Origin of the sequence: Pseudodesulfovibrio thermohalotolerans (assembly GCF_021353295.2) — a bacterium.
GTDB classification, from domain to species: domain Bacteria; phylum Desulfobacterota; class Desulfovibrionia; order Desulfovibrionales; family Desulfovibrionaceae; genus Pseudodesulfovibrio; species Pseudodesulfovibrio thermohalotolerans.
Map to the genome: position 1 here is coordinate 403,411 of NZ_CP120635.1, position 13,112 is coordinate 416,522.

The 13,112-nt window shown below is 61.4% G+C and carries 10 protein-coding genes, 1 pseudogene and 1 riboswitch; of the genes and pseudogenes, 5 read left to right on the top strand and 6 right to left on the bottom strand.

Going from position 1 to position 13,112, the window contains the following annotated elements:
• Nucleotides 1-11: 11 nt before the first annotated feature.
• Nucleotides 12-1,490, bottom strand: a complete 1,479-nt coding sequence (locus LF599_RS01885; RefSeq protein WP_279522088.1) for a PP2C family protein-serine/threonine phosphatase — start codon at nt 1,488-1,490, stop codon at nt 12-14.
• 211 nt (nt 1,491-1,701) lie between these two features.
• Here LF599_RS01885 and LF599_RS01890 point away from each other — a divergent pair, with 211 nt between their 5' ends.
• The 3 genes from LF599_RS01890 to LF599_RS01900 are packed head-to-tail and all read left to right on the top strand — an operon-like array spanning nt 1,702 to nt 3,591.
• The gene (locus LF599_RS01890; protein WP_279522089.1) at nt 1,702-2,307 is read left to right on the top strand and encodes a hypothetical protein; all 606 of its coding nucleotides are present in this window, start codon (nt 1,702-1,704) and stop codon (nt 2,305-2,307) included.
• The gene (locus LF599_RS01895) at nt 2,307-3,236 is read left to right on the top strand and encodes a hypothetical protein (protein WP_269940987.1); all 930 of its coding nucleotides are present in this window, start codon (nt 2,307-2,309) and stop codon (nt 3,234-3,236) included. Before LF599_RS01890 ends, LF599_RS01895 begins: the two co-directional genes overlap by 1 nt.
• Complete coding sequence (locus LF599_RS01900) at nt 3,214-3,591, top strand: PqqD family protein (RefSeq protein WP_279522090.1); 378 nt, start codon at nt 3,214-3,216, stop codon at nt 3,589-3,591. Before LF599_RS01895 ends, LF599_RS01900 begins: the two co-directional genes overlap by 23 nt.
• Before the next feature lie 73 nt (nt 3,592-3,664).
• On the opposite strand, the gene LF599_RS01905 is transcribed toward LF599_RS01900, so the two are convergent.
• Both LF599_RS01905 and LF599_RS01910 read right to left on the bottom strand, forming a co-directional pair.
• Nucleotides 3,665-3,949: a DUF4911 domain-containing protein gene (locus tag LF599_RS01905; protein WP_279522091.1), complete on the bottom strand. Its 285-nt coding sequence runs from the start codon at nt 3,947-3,949 to the stop codon at nt 3,665-3,667.
• 163 nt (nt 3,950-4,112) lie between these two features.
• On the bottom strand, nt 4,113-5,114 hold the full coding sequence (locus LF599_RS01910; protein ID WP_269940990.1) for an HD-GYP domain-containing protein: 1,002 nt from the start codon (nt 5,112-5,114) through the stop codon (nt 4,113-4,115).
• Between the two features lie 57 nt (nt 5,115-5,171).
• Nucleotides 5,172-5,246, bottom strand: a riboswitch (cyclic di-GMP riboswitch).
• Nucleotides 5,247-5,354: 108 nt separating this feature from the next.
• Between LF599_RS01910 and uvrA the strand changes: the two genes are divergently transcribed.
• A complete protein-coding gene (gene uvrA / locus LF599_RS01915; protein ID WP_279522092.1) occupies nt 5,355-8,117 on the top strand; it encodes an excinuclease ABC subunit UvrA in 2,763 nt (920 codons plus the stop codon).
• 114 nt (nt 8,118-8,231) lie between these two features.
• On the opposite strand, the gene LF599_RS01920 is transcribed toward uvrA, so the two are convergent.
• Together LF599_RS01920 and LF599_RS01925 are read right to left on the bottom strand one after the other, a co-directional pair.
• Complete coding sequence (locus LF599_RS01920; protein ID WP_269940993.1) at nt 8,232-8,432, bottom strand: hypothetical protein; 201 nt, start codon at nt 8,430-8,432, stop codon at nt 8,232-8,234.
• A 242-nt stretch (nt 8,433-8,674) separates the two neighbouring features.
• Nucleotides 8,675-9,450: pseudogene (locus LF599_RS01925) on the bottom strand (integrase domain-containing protein).
• Between the two features lie 309 nt (nt 9,451-9,759).
• Between LF599_RS01925 and tnpA the strand changes: the two are divergent.
• Nucleotides 9,760-10,191, top strand: coding sequence for an IS200/IS605 family transposase (tnpA, locus tag LF599_RS01930; protein ID WP_269940994.1), 432 nt, complete (start codon nt 9,760-9,762; stop codon nt 10,189-10,191).
• Nucleotides 10,192-10,686: 495 nt separating this feature from the next.
• Here the strand turns inward: tnpA and LF599_RS01935 are convergent, their stop codons facing one another.
• On the bottom strand, nt 10,687-12,864 hold the full coding sequence (locus LF599_RS01935) for a molybdopterin-containing oxidoreductase family protein (RefSeq protein WP_279522093.1): 2,178 nt from the start codon (nt 12,862-12,864) through the stop codon (nt 10,687-10,689).
• Nucleotides 12,865-13,112 lie beyond the last annotated feature (248 nt).

Below are 13,112 nucleotides of genomic sequence, written 5' to 3' on the forward strand. Positions count from 1 at the left end.
TCGTGCCCGGGTCATTGGCCCACGCCCTTGACCACCACCAGGGTCAGGTCGTCCTCGCGTTTGCCCGGGCCGGAAAACTCCAGGACCCGTTCGCTGATGGCTTGCAGAATGTCTTGGGCGCTCCGGTCCCGGTTTTCGCGGACGAGCTTGTGGATACGTTCGCGGCCGAACATGTTTCCCTTGGCGTCGTGGGCCTCCCAGATGCCGTCGGTGCAGATCAGCAGGATTTCGCCGGGGCCGGGCTGGTTCATGGTCTCTTCGTGGTATTCCCACTCCGGTTCCACGCCCAGCGGGATGTCGCGGCCCTTGAGTTCGGCGAACGAATCAGCGGCCGGGTCATAGAGCAGCGGCGGCTGGTGGCCCGCGTTGATCCAGGTGATTTTTTCTTCCAGCGGGTCGATGACCATGAAGAACAGGGTCATGAACCGTCCGGTGTCGCCGATGTCCCTGGCGAGGTGGAGATTGGCCCGGCGGATGGATTCGGCGGCGGAGCCGGGCGTGGCCGCGTTCTGGCGAATGACGGCGCGACCGGCGGTCATGAGCAGGGCCGCGCCGATGCCGTGCCCCGACACGTCGCCCACGGCCACGGCCAGTCTGCCGCAGCCATCCGGGTCGCACCCGATGAAGTCGTAGAAGTCGCCCCCGGTCTCGTCCGAGAACAGGCTTGCGCCCGCGATGTCCAGGCCGGGCATGGCCGGGGCCGTCTTGGGCAGGAAGTGCTGCTGGACCTCCTGGGCGATGAGCAGTCCCTCGCGCATCCGCACGCCCTCGCGCAGCCGGGTTATCATGGTGTTGGTGTATCCGGCGATGACACCCATCTCGTCGGAGGTGGTCACGGGCACCTTGCGGGAGAGGTCGCCCCGGCTGACGTTTTCCAGGACCTTTGTTTGGGTGTCGAAGAGAATGCGCATGTTTCGGGCGTAGGAGACCACCAGATTGGTGACCATGACTATCAGGAAGCTCATGACGAAAAGGATTTCCACCAGGACCACGCGGCCGATGATGTCCAGTGTGCCCAGGTTCAGGTCCTGGGTGGCCAGCCAGCCGATGTCGCGGATGACGACCAGCATGATGATGGCGATGCTCAGCACCAGGATGAGGATGGCGATGAGCGAGAATTTGCGGGTCATGGGGATGAGCCGGGCGGGCGGGTCGTAGGCCGCGTTGCCCGCCAGCGCGTTGCGGATGACCTGGCGTTCCCGGGCCAGGGCCATGTCCAGACCTGCGAAGAGGCCCACGGTGAAGATGCCCAGAACCAGCTTCATGCCGCTTTGGGCCAGGGGAAAGCTGAACACGGTCAGGAGGATGAGGGCCGAGACGAATCCGGCGGCCAGGAACAGGCCGAGGTCCATCTGGAACTGGCGCAGGGGCTGCCGCCGGGGGCGGGCCGCTTCCACCAGCCGCTGTTCGAGCATGGGCCGCACCGCCCAGGCCGCGGCCAGGGGGATGAGGATTACCAGTCCGAGCTCCCAGACCGGGAGCCGCGCCATGAAGGGTCAGACCTGGCCGCCGTAGACCGATCCGCCCGCCACGGCCAGCGAATAGTAGAGAAGCGGTCGCCACACGGTCATGGCCGGTTCATTGTTCATCCGTCGCTCCATGTCGGTTGCCTATTTCTTTGCCAATCGGCAAGATGTCGTTTAATCATAGGTTGTGTCCATTATGCGGACAAGTGTAAATTAAAGCAAAGGCGAAGTACCCATGAGAAAAGCGTTTCCGCTGCTGACCATTCTGGCGGTTCTTTTCGCGACCTCGGCTTCCGCCGCCGACGGGTTCCCCAAATCCATCGCCGGATTCACCCTGGGCGAGCCCGTGGAGCGATACGGGCAGTATTGCCGCATGGAACAGTCCGTCCCCGTTTCCGACGCGCCGTTTCTGTCCGAGGTCCTCATCAAGCCCGACGCTCTGCCCGGAGTGCGCGGCGGCAGCCTGGCTTTCGGCAATTGCAGGAACCAGGGCAGTCTGGTGCGCGTCAAGCTCAAGTTCAACGACCGGGGCAAGGGATTTTTCGACAAGCTTTACGACCGCTACGAGAATGCCTTCGGCAAGCCGGACAAGTACCTGGGCGATGCCTTCAAGAACGTTATCGCCTGGCTCTGGCTTTTCAGGAATGACAAGGGCGAGCAGATATCCCTGGTGCTCATGTGGAGCCGCGACAAGGAGGTTCGGCCCGGCGTGTCCATCAAGATGACGCACAGGACCCTCATGGACGCGGAATACGAATGCTATATGGAGAGGTTCGGGGATGGCCCGAGCGGCTCGGGCAAGTCCGCAATCCGGTCCCTGGACACCTACGTGCCGCGCTGATGGTCGATTTCGCCTGGAACGGTATCGGGCTGGCCGCCCCCTTGGGCTGGGAGCCTTCGGCCATCGAGCGGGACGGGCTGCTTCTGGCCGATGGGGCAGGGCCGGTCTGCGAGCTCAAGTGGAACCGGGTTCAAGGTTCCTTCTCGTTTGACAAGCATTTGAAAAGACTGACCAAGGGGAACAGGAGCGCCGACGTCCGCGCTGTTGGACCGGACGAGGTCCCGTCCGACTGGGCCGGGGCCGTGGACCGGCTGGCCGAATCCGGCCTCCGCGCCCGGAGCTTTCTCTGGCGGGCCGGGGAAAATCGCGGTCTGGGCGCGGCCCTGCATCATCCCGGCACGGGCCTGGCCTGCCTGATTCAGTTTTTCATCCGCTCGGCGGCGGACGAGGCTCCTGCCGCCCGGGTCATGGCCACCCTGCGCGACCACACCGCCGGGAAAACCCTGCCATGGGCCATGTTCGGCCTGGCCGCGCGAGTGCCAGCGGATTTCGCGCTCGATACCTTTTCCTTCAGGCCGGGACATTACCGGATGACGTTCTGGCGTTCCGCCTCGGGCGGCCGGTCCGGGCGCGTGCCCGTCGGCAAGGGGCCGGGCGTCCGGCTTGATTTCGAACGGTTCGCCCCGGCTTCGGTCTTGCTCAAGGGAACGACGCTGGAGGCGTGGTGCCGCGACAGGCTGGCCCATGCGCCGCCCACGGCTCTGCCCGTGGAGGGCGGTCCCGGACTGGTTTCATGGTGCGGCGAGGCGCGGACGTCTTTACTGCGTCGGGCGTTGCGCCGGGTGGTTCGGACCCGCGGCCGGGCATGGACCACGGACGCGGGCAATGCCGTGCTGGCGGTCACGGCCACGGGCACCGCGCCCCTTGCGGAGTCAGCCTTCAACGATATTTGCGGGAGTTTCATCCTTGTTCCGGAAGAAGCGGCCTGAGCCGGTCATATCCCGCGCCGAGGCCCTGGAAATGGTCCCCGTGCGCAACGAGGCGGTGGAGGAGATCGAGCTTCCCGGCGGCCTGGTCAGGCTGGCTTATCCCTTGGCCGTCAAACCGTGGTTCGGCCGTCTGGCCGACAAGGTCGGCCTGTGGGACGGCAGGCCCATGACGAAACGGGTCGAGCTTGACGAGATGGGGACTTTTGTTTGGCGGCATATCGACGGCCGCAACACGGTCCGCCGCATCGCCCACGCCTTTGCCTCGGCCTACGAGGTTCAACCCCGGGAGGCCGAGTTGGCGGTGACCGCCTTCATCAAGACCATCGGCCAGCGCGGTATGATCGGGCTGAAATGACGCTCCACGGCAGGGGGCGTCCGCTTTTGCGATGGATCGTCTGGATTCGCTGGGGCGCGAGATCGGCGGGGCGTTAGGATTCCCGCAACGGGGCGGGCAGGATTTCCACCTTCATCTCCGTGCCTGCCGCCTTGAGAAAGGTCTTCACCTCGCGCTTGAGGTGCGGGCTGAATCGCAGGAGAAGGATTCCCTTGAACTTGTTGACCACGGTGAATACGCCGAGGTTGTCGTACCCTTCCAGGATGAACCGGAAGAGCCCGATGTCGCTCGGGGCGACGCGCACGTACACGCGGTCGGACCACAGCGGAGGAGGGGGGCAGACCCTTTTGCGGGGCCTGCGACGCGACGAGGATGCCATGGGGGCTGTCTAGCCTTGGTCGGCGCAAAAGGCAAATGCGTTTTGCGGGCGCGGGTCCGCCCGCCCGGCTCGGCCTCTCGGCGCAGGATCTGTTGCCGCGCTTCGCGGTCGACGCGGTTCTTCACCCCTGCGTGTCGTTTCGCCTTTGCGGCCAGTCGCTTCCCTACGAGGTCAGATCGGCCTTGGACAACACCTCTATGAGACGCCTGAGCATTTCGGTGTCGAATGCGCTGCGCATGGACTTGATCCGGGTCAGGGCCTCGAAAGGCGTCAGACCGCGGCCCGTGCGGCCGCGCGTGAGGTTGTCGTATTCGTTGCAGAGGATAAGCGCCTTGACGTAGGACGGCAGCATGGCCCCGGTTGAGCCGGAGGGATAGCCCAGGCCGTCCTCGCGCTCATGGTGGAACAGGATGCACTGCAAGGCCTCCTGGGGCAGGGGCAGGGCCGAGCACACACCCACGCCCAGGGCGGGATGGGATTTGACGAGGTCCTTGTCCTCGCGGCTCAGCGCGTCGAACTTCTTGGTGAAGATTTCCTGCGGCAACTCGATTTTGCCGATGTCGTGCAGGATGGCCCCCATGCCCACGGCCACGAGCAGGTCGGAATCCTCCTTCATGAACGAACACAGGGTGGTCACGGTCAGGACCATCACCCCGACGCCGTGGTGAAAGGACTCCTCGCCGTCTCGGATGAACCGGGCGAGTTCCTTGAGGGCGTCCTCCCTGGAGAGGAATTTGAGGGAGTCGGCGATGAGCTTGCGGATGCGCTGGAAGTGCCGCCTGTCTATCGGCGACGGCAGGGAGCTGTCGAAGGCCTCGCGGGCCAGCGCCACTGTGGCGTCATTCCAGACGCGGGCGCGCTCGCCCACGGGAATGCTCTCGTCGTCCAGGATTTCCAGAATGTTTTCCTGCACGTAGCGGGTGAATCCGTCGTAGTCCGAGGCCCGGACATAGAGGTGGTCCACGCCGAGCAGGGACAGCCGCTGCTTGTGCGAGTCCGTGAACAGCTCTCCCTTTTCCGCGTACAGGACGTATTTCCCGCCCTGCTTCAGGTAGACGGAAAAACCGCCCACCCGCGAAGGAATGACCATGTAGGGCGAAACCTTTATCATGGTCCGGCCTTTGCCGTCGTGCGCGCCTTTGTCGGCGGAAGGGGTGTTGTCCATGCGTTCTCCTTGCCAAATGCCGTGGCCGCGTGAAGTCCGCAAGGTGTGGGTGGGAGCTTCGGCAACCCGGCTGCCTGCGTGAGGCCCGTGGCTTTCCGTCCCCGTCTCGCGACGGGTTTGGCATTGTCTCTATTCACGCATATACGCGCTGCGTGCGGGCCTGTAAAGGACCGAGGGCGGAGCTGGTGATTCCTTCGCCTCCGCGCTTGCCTTGCCCCCGAGAATGATTACTCTCTGGCGATGCACACCTCCGACTCCAAATCCATTCATATAGAAGGCGCCCGGCACCACAACCTCAAGGACCTGACCCTGGACATCCCCCGCGAAAAGCTGGTGGTCATCTGCGGTCCGTCCGGGTCGGGCAAGTCCACCCTCGCCTTCGACATCGTCTATGCCGAGGGTCAGCGCCGCTACGTCGAATCCCTGTCCGCCTACGCCCGCCAGTTCCTGCCGCAGATGGACAAGCCGGACGTGGACAAGGTCGAGGGGCTTTCCCCGGCCATCTCGCTGGAACAGCAGACCTCCACCCGCAACCCGCGCTCCACCGTGGGCACCGTGACCGAGGTTTACGACTTCCTGCGCGTCTTCTTCGCCCGGCTGGGCAAGTTCTACTGCCCGTCCTGCGGAAAGCCCATCGCGGCCCAGACAACGGACGAGATCGTGGAGACCGTCCTGGGCATGGAGCCCGGTTCCAAGTTCATGCTGCTGGCTCCGCTCGTGGAGCACCAGAAAGGCACGCACAAGGACCTTTTCGCCAAGCTCAAGAAAGAGGGCTTCGTGCGCGTGCGCGTGGACGGCACGCTCTTCGCTCTGGACGAGGTCCCGGAACTGGAAAAGAACAAGAAGCACACCATCGATCTGGTGGTGGACCGCCTGGTGCTCAAGGACGGCATCAAGAAGCGCCTGGCCGACTCCGTGGAGCTGGCCCTAGAAAAAGGCGATGAGCGCATGATCGTTTCCGTGGTCGGCGGGGACAATGCCGGCGACATCTTCATGTCCACGCTGTCCACCTGCCCCTCCTGCAAGATTTCCATGCCGAAGCTTACCCCGCAGCTTTTCTCGTTCAACTCCCCCCAGGGGGCCTGCCCGGTCTGCAACGGCATCGGGTCGGTGGAATATTTCGAGCCGGACCTCATCGCGCCCAACAAGGGGCTGTCCCTCAACGAGGGCGGGGTGATCCCCTGGAAGTCCGCCTATCGCCAGGAAAAATACGGTCCGCAATTGGACAGGCTCGGGCGGAAGCACGGCTTTACCCTGGACACGCCGCTGGCCGACTATTCCGGCGAGGCGTGGGCCGCGCTCTTTTACGGAGATCGGGATATGGATTGGCCGGGCGTGGTGTCGATACTCGAATACGGCCAGCAGCAGTCGGGCGTCTGGGACCACTGGACCGCCCGGTTCCAGCAGTCCAAGCCGTGCCCGGCCTGCGAGGGCGCGCGTCTCAAACCCGAAGCCCTGGCCGTGCGCGTGGCCGACAAGAACATGGTGGAGTTCACCTCCATGTCCATCCAGCGCGCCCTGGAGTGGCTCGAAGGATTGGAGTTTTCCGGCCACGAGACCCTCATTTCCGAGCCTCTGCTCAAGGAACTGACCCATCGCCTCGGGTTCATGGTCAACGTGGGGCTCGAATACCTCTCCCTCGGACGGAACATGGCCACGCTCTCGGGCGGCGAAGCCCAGCGCATCCGGCTGGCCTCCCAACTGGGGTCCGGCCTCGTGGGCGTGACCTACGTGCTCGACGAGCCGTCCATCGGCCTGCATCCCCGCGACAATCAGCGGCTCATCGACACCCTGCGTTCGCTCCAGTCCAGGGGCAACACAGTGCTCGTGGTCGAGCACGACGAGCCGACCATCCGCGAGGCCGATCACATCATCGAGATCGGCCCCTCCTCCGGCTGGCTGGGCGGCGAGATCGTGTTCCAGGGGCCGGTGGACAAGCTGCTCAAGGCGGATTCCCTGACCGGCAAGTACCTGCGCGGCGACATGTTCATCGAGCCGCCCAAGACCCGCCGCAAGCCCAAGGGACATATCTCCCTCCGGAAGGTCCAGACCAACAACCTCAAGGACCTGGACGTGGACATCCCCCTCGGTGTCATGACCTGCGTGACCGGCGTGTCCGGTTCGGGCAAGTCCTCCCTGGTCATGGACTCCCTGTACAAGCACCTGCTCCTGCATCGAGGGCAAAAGGCCAACGACCCCGGCAAGATCGGCGGCATCGAGGGACTGGATTCCATCGAGAAGGTCATTTCCATCGACCAGTCTCCCATCGGCCGCACCCCGCGTTCGAATCCGGCCACTTACACCAAGATATTCGACGAGATCCGCAAGATATTCGCCGGGGCCAAGGAGTCGCGCAAGCGCGGCTACGCGCCCGGCAGGTTTTCCTTCAACGTCAAGGGCGGCCGCTGCGAGGCGTGCAAGGGCGACGGCCAGATATGCGTGGAGATGCATTTCCTGCCCGATGTCTATGTGACCTGCGAGACGTGCAAGGGAAAACGGTACAACGCCCAGACCCTTGAGGTGGAGTACCGGGGCAAGACCATCGCCGACGTTCTGGACATGACCGTGCGCCAGGCCCGTGAATTCTTCTCCAACCACCCGGCGCTCATGCGCAAGCTCGACGTGCTCGCCGACGTGGGGCTGGAATATGTGCGCCTCGGCCAGCCCGCCACGACCCTGTCCGGCGGCGAGGCCCAGCGTATCAAGATATCCCGCGAGCTCGGCAAGCGTTCCCTGCCCGGCGCGCTCTACATCCTCGACGAGCCCACCACCGGCCTGCACATGCACGAGGTGGGCAAGCTCATCCGGGTGCTCCACAAGCTCGTGGACAAGAACGCCACGGTCATCGTCATCGAACACAACACCGATGTCATCATGGCCTCGGACCACGTCATCGATCTCGGCCCTGGCGGCGGCGAACACGGCGGCCGCATCGTGGCCTCCGGCACCCCCGAGGAGATTATCGCCAGCCCGGATTCCGTAACCGGCCAGTTCCTGGTGTAGAGGCCTCCGGCGTCCCCTCCGGGGAGGCCATGGCTCCGCCCTGGACCCGCCCAAGGCCGAGGGCCTTGAGAATCCCATCGCCGCTTTCGGCGGATTAAAACGGCCCCTCTTTCATTAGGAAAAGGGGCCGTTTTTGCGGCCTTGAAATAGACGGTCATAGATGTCTTCCTCGTTCGGAAAGAACCATGACCCACCACGTTTGACGCCGCCGACGTCTTCGGCATGGTCATAGGCCCAGTCCACGCTTTTGCCCAGAAACGCGGCAACGTCCTGGGCGTATAATACGCGGGTCTTCAGTTTGGTGTCAAAAGTCATGTGCCTTCCGGATTATCTTCGTTCCCCATGGGACGGCCTCCGAACCGCTCGCCAACTCGGCCAACCCTTCAGTCTGATCACACCGGCGCCTTTGAACTCAAGGAATCGGGATAGGGGATTTTCACTTTTTCGACTCGTTGCTCATGAAGGACGGTCGTCTGGAGATGAATCGCCTAAGAGATTCATCTCCAGACGACCTCACGCCCAAAAGGGAAACCCCGCCGAAAAGGGCGGGGCTTCTTCTAACGGGAACTGCCAAGGTAGGCATCGGACACGTCACGACCGCCGGGGGAATGACCGGCAGTGACTTCGATGTCGTCACGGGCTTCGGCGTCGAGTCGAGGCCATTCGTCCCCAGCTGTGTCCCGCGCGGCCTTTTGGAAGGCTTCCACGGAAGCGTGTTGGTTTTGCGGCTGGAAACCTGTGTGATCGACGTACCTGTGGTGAAACCGTTCATGGCGGTTGCTGTGCAGCGTCCGGGGGCGTCCACCCTTCGGGCCATACTGGATGTGAAGGGTGCGACCTTCCTTGTGCCAATCGTTGATCAGATCGACTTTCGCCGATTCTTCGCGCCGGAGCCCCAGTTCGTACTGAAGTTGGATCTGAGCGGCACATCGGGGACCGTGCTCGTATGACGATTCGGATTTCAGTTTGGCGACTGCCCCCAAGACGAATTCAGGGCAACCGCCTTGCTGTTGGCGTTAGCAATGGTCCCGCACTTCACGCTGAACACATCATTGGTCGGACTACTGCGGGTGTTGCCGTATGTTTCGCTCAGGTGACGGGCTGCCGAAAAAAAATCAGCTATGCGCCCGTCACCCACGCCCAGTTCTTTCATTTTGTAGGTCACCGCCGCAAAATGTTTGTTGGAAATGTTGGTCCATTTGCGGGCTTAAAATCCGGCTTTACGCAACCGGCCTGCGAAGGTTTTGGCGTTTTGCCGGATTCTGTGCTGTTTCGAGCGCGGGCCGGACAGCGTTGCCCTGTTTGCGTCCAGTACCAGACTGCTGGATTTCAGATGGAATTTCCTTTTTGAAGTTCGGGGCAGTGCCCCGGGGCAAAGCCGGTCGGACTTTTCCCGTTGGCCGGGGAATGACCTGCCCATGGCGCGAATGCGCCACACAACAACCGACACGAGACAAATCAATGTCCATTTCCCACAGAAGGAAAAATCCCGAAAATTCATTTAATAAGGGGTGCCATCACGCAGGTTAGTCCGATGAGAACCTCCCCTGCTTTGCAGGGGGACCAACAAAGTTTGACTTATGCGGGAATAGCATAAAGCCTCTCCTGGTGAGCTGCTCAAAGTGAGCACAGGAGAGGCTTCATGAAGTGCAATTCAAGCCTATGTCACACGCGGTGGGACTGCAAGTATCACATCGTTTGGATACCCAAGTGCCGCCGGAAAATCTTGTTCGGAAATATTCGGACGTACTTGGGAGAAGTCTTCCATAAGTTGGCAAATCAGCGTGAGAGCCAAATTTTGGAAGGGTATTTATGCAAAGATTACGTGCATATGCGTATTGCGATTCCACCCAACTACTCCGTGGCGCAAGTCGTTGGTTTCATAAAAGGGAAAAGTGCAATCCACATAGCTCGTGAAGTCCAGGATCGAGCGCGTGGTTATGCTGGCCAAAGCTTTTGGGCAAGAGGGTACTTCGTTTCGACCGTGGGACGAGATGAAAAAGTGATTCGCGAGTATATTCGTAAGCAAGAGCAGGAAGATCCGCGAATCGAGCAACTGAAATTCCGCCTTTAGGCGGTTCTTAAAGCCGCGTTGAGCGGCTCACAAAGTACTATGACCTTCGTCCTGCGCACAAAGCGGTGGCGATGGGGAATTTTGACAAGGATAGATTTCTAGACATCTACCGTTTATCCGGCGTGGGTGCTGTGCTTCAGTCTGGCGTTTGGATGTGAACGTGTGCCTTTTGGAAATGAACGGCAGCGAAACATAAGCGTTCATCAGTTTAGACTGTTGCCAAAACTTATGAACGCACCTTGGGTGCGTTTTACCCCCGTCTGGTAAGCGACTTATCCGGTGGATATGCCTTACCATATGACGCCGCAAACTCCTCGCGCAAGCACCGGCGACATGATTTCTACACCTCCCGCCGATTTCCCCTGGGAGCGTGACGCAAGCAGTCGCCGGGGCAAGGTCAAGCCCTTTGGGCGGACGCTTCGCGATCCGCCCTTGCCCCGGCGACTTTGCTTATGTCGTCATTTTCGCAGACGACGGTGAGAGGAACAGTGGACTCTACTCTTTTTCAACCCGGCACATGAGCGCGGAATGCGGCCAACTGCCTATTTCCGGGCTACAGAATTCCGGCCCGTCCGGGCAGAGCATGTTGGTGTTCGATTCGAAGACGCCGAACAATTCCGGCAGCTTGCCGTCGCGCTCCGGGAACCACCAGGAGTGCTGGGCGTCCACCATGCTCGGGTGCATGGCGTCCGTGATGTTGACGCGCTGACGGATGGACCCGTGCGGGGTCGAGATCACGGCCCAGTCCCCTTGGGCCAGACCCAGGTTCGCGGCAGTGTCGGGATGCATCGAAACCAGGGGATCGGGGACTTTCTTGCGGGCCTTCTCGATCTGGCGCTGTTCCGACTGGTACATGGGCATGAATCGGCTGCCGGTGATGAGGATGAGCGGATACTCCTTTGCAATGGCCGGTTCGCTCTTCGGGCTCCACACGGGTTCGCGGTACACGGGCACCGGGGACGCGCCCAACTCCTCGAAAATCGAGGACTTGAGTTCGACCTTGCCGGACGGCGTGCCGAAGCCAAACTGCTCATAGCGCCGGTATTCCCTGCGGCCGAACACGCCGTTTTGTTCCGCCAACTGTCTGAAGGTCAGACCGATGGGCTCCAGGCAGTGGTCATAGACGTCTTCGACGGTCTCCCACGGCCAGTATTGCTCTTGGCCAAGGCGCAGGCCCAACTGCCTGTAGAAGAAGTAGCTGTCGCGGCGCTCCTCTATCTTGTCGATGCCCTGAGGACAGGCCACGCAGAACCCAGGGGTCAGCCACATCTCGGGCTGTTCCACCGTGGTGGACGCGGGGAAGACGTAGTCGGCCATGGCTGCGGACGGGGTCATGTAGTATTCCATGACCACATAAAGTTGCAGTGCCTTGAGGGCCTCGAACACTCGTTGCGTGTTGGGCAGGGCGAGCAGAGGATTGTTCGCCAGGGTGATGGCGGCGGTCACTGGATAGGGTTTTCCGGTTAATATGGCGTCCATGACAGGTCTAGCATGGGCAAGGTTCGAATGCCACGCCTCGGGCGGAGCAAGGTAGCCCTTGGGGAGTTTGGCGTTGGTCGCCGTGTTCATCTCCCAGCCGGGAAAGCCGAAGAACGGATACTCGTCGCTGCCGAGTTGCTTGGCCCTTTGGCTCGCGGGGATCATGTCGTTGCGTTCCAGATAGGTCCAGTCGCGGATTTTGCCGATGTCGCCCGCCAGGCTGAAGACGTCGCCGCCCGGAATCTCCAGATTGCCGGTGAGGGCTCGAAGAATCGCCCGCCCCCTGGCGCATTGGGTGGCGTTGATTCCCTGTTTGTCCAACCCCAGGCCGAAGGGGAGCACGGCCGGAGATATTGTTGCATACGTGCTGGCGGCCTCGACCACGAGCGCGGCCGGCACGGAAGTGATTTCCTCTACTTTTTCAGGAGTATAGGGTTCAACAGCGTCCTTAAGCTCGTCGAAGCCCACGGTCCAGTCGGCTACGAAATCCTTGTCGTAAAGTTCGTTGGCGATGATGTGGCGCATCCAGCCCAACATCATGACCATGTCCGTGCCGGGACGGATTTGCAGCCATAGGTCGGCCTTCTCGGCCTCCTTGGTCCGTCGCGGATCGATGACGATGAGCTTGGCCCCGTTCTTTTGGGCTGCCACAATCATCGGATACATGCTCACCGGGGTCGATTTGGATGCGTTGTTACCCCATAGGACGACGCATTGCGCATCCATGATTTCGCTGCCCATGACCATCCCGCCATAAGTGGCGTACTCGGTTGCGTAGCTCGGGCACATGCAAATGGTGTTCACGCCGCAGGTGTTGGGCGAGCCGAACAGGTTGAAGAAGCGACGGCAATCCCAATGATATGTCCGTTTCGTTCCGTGCGTGAAGGCAAGCGTTTCAGCGCCATATTGCTCTTTTAGCTTCGCGAGCTTTTCGGCCACCTCGTTCAGGGCCTGTTCCCAACTGATTCGCTCCCATTTGCCTTCCCCACGCTCGCCGATCCGTTTCAATGGATGGTTCAAACGGTCGGGATGATAGATGTGATCCAACATCAAACGTCCGCGTTCACAAAGGGCTCCCCGAGATATCGGATGATCGGGATCGCCGGTGATTTTCACGACCTTTCCGTCGTCGATGTGCAACAACGTACCGCATCGGGGATGACACAACCCACAATAACTTCTGCGTATTTCCATCGTGGACGCCTCCTGTCCGGTTAAGAATATGGGCCATTGTCAATCGAACGCTGACGTAACAGCCCGGTTCAAGTTCCAGTCGTGGTTCCCACGACCCGCATTATAGGGCCCCGCCTGCCTAGGGGGAGCGGGAGCCCGGCCGCATGTGTTTGGCGCAATTCATCCACTTCATGTTCATGCGAGGGTATAGATTCAACAGTGGATTAAAATAGACCCGTGGTCAATTTAAAAATAGACTTTCAGTCGAA